Raw genomic sequence first — 6656 nt, forward strand, 5'->3', positions numbered from 1 at the left:
GCGCTACAGCCGCAGCGGCAGGGAGGTGAGACGCCAGAGGCCGGGCAGTTCCGGACGCTCGAGACGGTCGGGCCGGACGGCCAGGGACACGTCGGGATAGCGGGTGAACAGCTTGCCCAGGGCGACCTCGCCCTCCTGGCGGGCAAGGGAGGCGCCCAGACAGTAGTGCATGCCGTGCCCGAAACCGACGTGGTTCTCGGCGTGGCCGGCCGGGTGGCGAGTGAGGTCCAGGCGGGTCGGGTCGTCGTAGTGGCGGGGGTCGAAGTTGGCCGAGACCAGCAGGAGTTGGACGGCTTCGCCCTTGCGGATGGGGGTGCCGGCGAGCTCGATGTCCTCGGAGGCGTAGCGCAGTTGGGTCATCTGGGCGGGGCCGCACCAGCGCATCAGCTCGTGCACGGCACGGGGGAGCAGGGCCGGTTCCGATTGCAGGAGGCGGAGCTGGTCGGGGTGGGTGAGGAGGGCGGCGGTGCCGTTGCCGATGAGGTGGGCGGTGGTTTCGTGACCGGCCACCACCAGGGTGAGGACCATGGTGGCCATCTCGACATCGCTGAGCCGGCCGCCGTCGTCATCGTGCGTCCGGATCAGCTCGCTGAGGAGGTCGTCGGTGAGCGCCCCGCGGCGTTCCCGGATCAGCTCGTGGACGTGGTCGATCAGCGCCGGGAGGGACCCGGCGAGGCGTTCCGGTTCCATCGATACGAGGTCGGCACCCCAGACCCGCCACTGGGGGCGGTCCGCCTCCGGAATGCCGACCAGTTCGCAGATGACGGTGATGGGGAGGGGATAGGCGAAGTGCTGGATCAGGTCGACGACGCCGTCCTCGGCGTGCTCGGGGAGCCGGGTCAGCAGGTCGTCGGCTATCTGTTCCACGCGCGGGCGCAGATCGGTGATCTTGCGGGCGGTGAAGGCACGGGAGACCAGACGGCGCAGGCGGGTGTGGTCAGGGGCATCGTGGTTGAGGATCGATCCGAGGAGGTAGGGGCGCATTTCCTCGGGCAGGCCCATGGTCTCCATCAGGCGGCTGACCGGGTTGTTGTCCGTACCGCCCAGGGAGCCGGACGGATTGTTGACGAAACGCTGGTCGCGTAAGACCTCGCGGACGTCGTCGAAGCGGGTGACGAACCACACCGGCGAGTCGTCGAAAAAGCGGCCACGGACCACTGGGCCTTGCTCACGGAGGGCGCCGTAGCCCGTGACGGGGTCGGCGATCAGCGCGGGGTCCATCACATTCGGCTCGCCGGGGTGTTTGCCGACGTGGGCGCTGAGTGCGCTGGTGGGGGATGCGGACATCGTGTGTTCTCCTCCTGGTCAAAAACCGGTCTCCGGCGCGCTGTTTGCGTCCTGCGCGCAGTCAGTCGCGCAGTTGGCGTCGCATTTCCTGTGAGCTGAGCTCTTCCAGGCGCTCGTAGAGAGCGATGATCCCGGGTGCGGCGGCGGTCGCTGCCGCGCACGTGCGGTGGGTGGCGGCGGGTTCGGTGAGGGTGGCGCGGTCGGATTCCGCGGTGGCCGGGAATTCCAGTGCGCCGCGGAGCGTGTGAGCCAGGATGCCGGTCCGTACCTCCCGGGCCACGGGGGGACCGGCGTCGAGTGCCTGGGTCATGAAGAAGCCGGCGGTCACCGCAAGCACGGCGTAGTGCTGGTGGGCGACGTCGACGTCATCGCGTACCAGGCCGTGCTCGCGCAGCACCTGGAGCTGGCGGCGCAGGGTGTGGTCGCCGTGCGCCATCAGTTCCGCGAGCTCCTGCTTGGCGGTGTCGTTGAGGCGGCCGAGGACGTCCGAGTCGTCGGTCTGGACGGCGCGCAGCACCGGGTCGCCCAGGTAGTCCTCGTAGAGCCCGCACATCATCCGGCTCGGCAGGACCTCCAGCGGGTCGGCGCGCATCCGCTCCAACAGGCGCCGCAGACTGCGCGCCTTGGCATGGAGCACGACGGCCAGGAGGAGGGCGTCCTTGGTCTTCCAGTGGAGGTAGACCGTGCCCTTGCCGACCTTGGCGCGGCGGGCGATCTCGTCGATGGTCACCCGTCGGTAGCCCCAGGCGAGCAGCAGCTCGCCGGCGGCCTCCAGGATGCGTTCTCCGCGCTGTGTCTGTTCCACGATCCGGTCTCTTCGGGTTCGGGTGCGGGCGGGGACTCGGCTCCGTGACCAGATTTCATATCTGGTCACGGAGTCAAAGTTAGAGAGGGGAGGGGTGGGCGGTAAGGCCGATTCAGGCCAGGTGTGGAGGATGGGTGGCGGAGCACGCAGGGGTGCTGAGCCGGTCAGGAATCCTGGATGCGCCGAATAACCCCAACTCGCGTCCCATACAGCCGAATTGACGCCAGCGTGAAGGGCTGCCGCGCGCCACTGTGCGCCGCCGCGAGGCCCTCTGGACCGGCCCGGCCGCCTGCCCTAGCGTCGGACGGCACCGAGGCGCCGCACCAGCACAGCAAAGGCACCGCGAGGCACCGCAGCCCGACCCGATCCCGCCCCTCCTCAGGGAAGCCGAGGACGCGCCGTGACCACCATCCCGCAGCCGCCCGACATCCTCTCCCCCGCATTCGAAGCGGACCCCTACTCCGCGTACCGCGTCCTGCGCGAGCACTACCCCCTCTTCCGCGACCCCGGCTCCGGCAGCTACCTGATTTCCCGGTACGAGGACGTCCAACGGGCCTTCCGCGAACCGGTGTTCACCACCGACAGCTACGCCTGGCAGATCGAGCCGGTGCACGGCGGCCGGACCCTGCCCCAGATGAGCGGCCGGGAACACGCCGTGCGCCGCGCCCTGGTGGCGCCCGCCTTCCGCGGCAAGGACCTGCGCGAGAAGTTCCTGCCGGTGATCGAGCGCAATGCCCGGGAGCTGATCGACGCCTTCCGCGACGCAGGCGAAACCGATCTCGTGGCGCGCTTTGCGACCCGCTTCCCGATCAATGTCATCGTCGACATGCTCGGCCTGGACCGCGCCGACCACGACCGATTCCACGCCTGGTACGGGGCTGTCGTCGACTTCTTCGCCAACCTCGCGCAGGACCCGGTCGTCACGGCCACCGGGCTGCGGACCAGCGGGGAGCTGACCGCGTATCTGCACCCCATCATCCAGGAACGGCGCGCCGCACCCGGTGACGACCTGCTCTCCGCCCTGTGCACCGCCGAGATCGACGGCACCCGGATGACCGACCAGGACATCACCGCCTTCGTCAGCCTGCTGCTCGCGGCCGGCGGCGAGACCACGGACAAGGCCATCGCGGGGATCTTCCGCAACCTGCTGGCCCACCCGGACCAGCTCGCCGCCGTACGGGCCGACCGCGGCCTCGTACCGGCGGCCATCGTCGAGACCCTGCGCTACAGCCCGCCGGTCCACATGATCATGCGGCAGCCCGCCGCGGACGTCACCCTCAGCGGCGGCACTGTACCGGCGGGCTCCACGGTCATCTGCCTGATCGGCGCCGCCAACCGCGACGAGCGGCGCTACGCCCGTGCCGAGGCGTTCGACATCTTCCGTACGGAGATCGCGGCGTCCCACGCCTTCAGCGCCGCCGCCGACCACGTGGCCTTCGGGCTCGGGCGGCACTTCTGCGTCGGCGCGCTGCTGGCCAAGACCGAGGTGGAGGTCGGCGTGAACCAGCTGCTGGACGCCTTCCCCGGCATGGACTTCGCGGACGGCACCGCGCCCTCCGAGGCGGGGGTGTTCACCCGGGGGCCAAGGCGGCTGCCGGTACGGCTCACGCCCCGTGGTGGCCGTGGATAACTGTGGGTAGTCGGGAGCGGGAGACGCCGGGCGGGCCGCTTCCCGCTCCGGACGCCGCGCCGATGCGCTGCGCCGTTGCCCGTCCGGTGTCAGACTTGAAGCACCGCACCGGCTGCCGGCGGCCGGTGCCCCCTGCCAGCAAGGGGGAAAGTTGTGACCTGGGCATCTTGGACCACGATCGGGATCTACGCGCGGCCCGGTACGGTGCGCACCGAGGAGGTCGGTGTGATCGACGGCGACCTGAGCGTGCATACGACCTGGTCGGAGGGCCAGGCCCATGTGGCGGTGCAGTACACCGGTGCCACGGACTGGTTCACCATGGCCGGCAGCCCGGTCCCGTGTGCCTCGGAAGAGGAGAGCCGCAGCTTCCACCAGAAGGTGGTCGAAGCCATGCGGGACAGCGAAGTGGCCGAGCACTCCCTCCGGGAGCTCTTCAGCCAGTAGACGAGTGGACGAGCAGACGAGCAGACGAGTGGACGAGCGGGCGACCAGACGTACGATGCCCCGTCACCAGATCAACCCGTCAACAGAACGACCCGTCAACAGAACGACCCGTCTCCCGAACAACCCACCGAGCCATCCCGTATCGCCCCCGCCTAGACATTTTTGACGCCCTTTCGCTCTTAGGGCTGACGGCGACGAGGCAAACGCGGGAAAGGGCTGCAAGGTGACGGAGTGGCAGTGGATGGTGGTGGCCATCGGCGGACCGACGGGGGCGATGGGCGTATGCGCGGCGGTGGCCTACCGCATCAGGGAGCGGGCGCGGACGGTCGGGCTGGTGACCGCGGCACGGGCGATGCGGCCCGGCGGCACGATCCGCTATCGCTCGCTCGACCGGCAGGGGCGGGCCACGACGGAGTGGGAGATGCGGCTGCCGCCGGCCGCCGACCGCCCGGCCAGGGAACGCGACGGCCGGGCGCCCGGCGAGCACGGTGGGTGTGGTGAGGCCACCTGACCGGGCCGCGGCCGAGGCGGAGTGCGAGGCGCTGTTCCTGGCCCACAAGGACGGGCTGCTGGCCGCGGCGATGGTGGTCGATCCGCATCTCGCCTGGGACGGTGTCCAGCAGGCCTTCGAAGAGGCGCTGAAGCGCATGCTGACGCCGCACGCGGAACCCGTACGCAACTGGTGGTCCTGGCTCCGACGGGTGACGGTCCGTCATGTAGTGGCACGCCGTCAGGAGGTCGCCGCCCACGCCTCGGCGGAGGGCCTGGACGGGATGGATCCCGCCCCCTTGACCGAGGACCTCGTCGTGATCAAGGAAAAGTTCGAGGGAACTCTGCGTCAGATCGCGGCGTTGCCATGGAGACAGCGGCATGCGGTCGGTCTTCGGTTCCTCGGGGGCTTCTCCTATCCCGAGATCGCACGGATCATGGCGGTGGAGGAGGTCACGGTGCGCAATCTCATCAGCCAGGCGCGTCGTGCGCTCAGGGCCGATCAAGGGAGGCTGCGATGAGCGACCCCACCCCTCCGATGCGGGCGGCCCTGTCGCCGCCGCCCGGACCGCGATCGGCGGAGATCCGTCGGCCGGCCGTGGCAGCCGACGAGGAACGGGAGCTGCGGGAGTCGGTGGCCGAGGCCGAGCGGCAGGCCGGCCGGATGGTGAGCACATACGTCGATGACGACCTCGCGCTGCGGCAGCTGCGCAGCCGCCTCGCGGCGGTGGACGTCGACGACGCGGCCGCTGACGGTGGGTGCGCCGGGGCCGACGGTGACGGCGTCGGCTTCCACGGCTTCCGGCAGGGCGAGCCGGCCATGTTCGACCTCATCCCCGGCCTGGTGGCGGTCGTGCACGGCCCCGATCACCGGGTCGCGTACGTCAATCGGGCGTATGCGGATCTCTTCGGTGCCCGGCCGGCGGGGCCCCCGGCGAGGGAGGCGCTGCCCGAGCTGGCCGAGCTCGGGCTGCTGCCGCTGATGGACCAGGCGCTGCGCAGCGGCAGGCCCCGCACGGTGAAGGCGCGTCGGGTGCCGGACGGCGTGGGACGGGGCCGTGGCCACGCCCGCTATCTCACCTTCACCTGTACGCCGACGGAGCACGACGGCGTACTGGTCTTCGGCGCGGACGTCACCGATCAGGTGGAGGCCGCGGCACGCCTGCGGGCCGACGAGCGGCGGCAGCGCGAGGCCGCGGTCACCCTCCAGCGCTCTCTGCTGCCGCAGGAGCTGGAGCAGCCCGACGATCTCCGCGTGGCCGCCACCTATCAGCCGGGCGGCGTGGACGCGGCCGTCGGCGGTGACTGGTACGACGTCATCACCCTCGGCGCGGGCCGCACCGCCCTCGTCATCGGGGACGTCATGGGCCGTGGCGTGCGCGCCGCTGCCGTCATGGGCCAGCTCCGCACCGCCGTACGGGCCTATGCGCGGCTGGACCTCCCGCCCCACGAGGTCCTCCAGCTCCTGGACGGCCTGGCCGCCGAGATGGACGCCAGCCAGATCGCCACCTGTGTCTATGCCGTCCACGACCCCAACGATGACCGCCTGGTGTATGCCTCGGCCGGCCAGGTGCCGCTGCTCGTCCGGGACGCCGACGGCACGGTCCGCCGCGCCGCCGAGGCGACCGGACCGCCGCTCGGCACCGGCGGCTGGCTGCACACCTCGGGCTCCGTTCCCCTGGGCCCCGGCTGCAGCGCCGTCCTCTACACCGACGGCCTCGTCGAACGCCGCGACACGGACATCGACGACGGCATCGAAGCGCTGGAGCGCGCCTTCGCCGGCGCCACCGGCACACCGGAGAGGGTGTGCGACCGGTTGCTGCGCTCCCTCGGCGTCACGGCCGAGCACGACGACGACGTGGCCGTCCTGGTCGTACAGCACCCCGCCCGTACGGGGCACGAAGCGGAGCTGTTCCACAACGCCGCCCTCGAACTCCACGGCGGCACCGAAGCGGCCCCCCGCGCCCGCGCCTTCGCCTCCGGCGTCCTGGCCTCCTGGCG

Annotated in this window: 7 protein-coding genes; 5 read left to right on the plus strand and 2 right to left on the minus strand. The window is 71.0% G+C overall.

All coding sequences use genetic code 11. From position 1 onward, the window contains the following. Positions 1-3 precede the first annotated feature (3 nt). Together AB0D04_RS35305 and AB0D04_RS35310 are read right to left on the minus strand one after the other, a co-directional pair. The gene (locus AB0D04_RS35305; RefSeq protein ID WP_362711479.1) at positions 4-1287 is read right to left on the minus strand and encodes a cytochrome P450; all 1284 of its coding nucleotides are present in this window, start codon (positions 1285-1287) and stop codon (positions 4-6) included. 61 nt (positions 1288-1348) lie between these two features. Then, positions 1349-2092 carry a helix-turn-helix domain-containing protein gene (locus AB0D04_RS35310; protein ID WP_362711480.1) on the minus strand — a complete coding sequence of 248 codons (744 nt, stop codon included), beginning with the start codon at positions 2090-2092 and terminating at the stop codon, positions 1349-1351. A gap of 400 nt (positions 2093-2492) precedes the next feature. Between AB0D04_RS35310 and AB0D04_RS35315 the strand changes: the two genes are divergently transcribed. The 5 genes from AB0D04_RS35315 to AB0D04_RS35335 all read left to right on the plus strand — a co-directional run. Further along, on the plus strand, positions 2493-3722 hold the full coding sequence (locus AB0D04_RS35315; RefSeq protein WP_362711481.1) for a cytochrome P450: 1230 nt from the start codon (positions 2493-2495) through the stop codon (positions 3720-3722). Between the two features lie 153 nt (positions 3723-3875). Continuing rightward, positions 3876-4166, plus strand: coding sequence for a hypothetical protein (locus tag AB0D04_RS35320; protein WP_362711482.1), 291 nt, complete (start codon positions 3876-3878; stop codon positions 4164-4166). Positions 4167-4389: 223 nt separating this feature from the next. Then, positions 4390-4677 (plus strand): hypothetical protein, encoded by a 288-nt coding sequence (locus tag AB0D04_RS35325; protein WP_362711483.1) that lies wholly within the window; start codon positions 4390-4392, stop codon positions 4675-4677. Next, entirely contained in the window at positions 4664-5176 is a 513-nt protein-coding gene (locus tag AB0D04_RS35330) for a sigma-70 family RNA polymerase sigma factor (RefSeq protein ID WP_362711484.1), read from the plus strand. The genes AB0D04_RS35325 and AB0D04_RS35330 overlap by 14 nt, the downstream gene beginning before the upstream one ends. Next, positions 5173-6656, plus strand: a 1484-nt coding sequence (locus tag AB0D04_RS35335; RefSeq protein WP_362711485.1) for a SpoIIE family protein phosphatase, incomplete at its 3' end; no start/stop codon positions are given. The genes AB0D04_RS35330 and AB0D04_RS35335, both read left to right, overlap by 4 nt.

Source organism: Streptomyces sp. NPDC048483, from assembly GCF_040651455.1.
Lineage (GTDB): Bacteria > Actinomycetota > Actinomycetes > Streptomycetales > Streptomycetaceae > Streptomyces.

What these genes read in the sequence shown, in the direction of transcription:
- AB0D04_RS35305 (WP_362711479.1), bottom strand. Translation starts at nt 1,287, where the DNA reads ATGTCCGCATCCCCCACCAGCGCACTCAGCGCCCACGTCGGCAAACAC.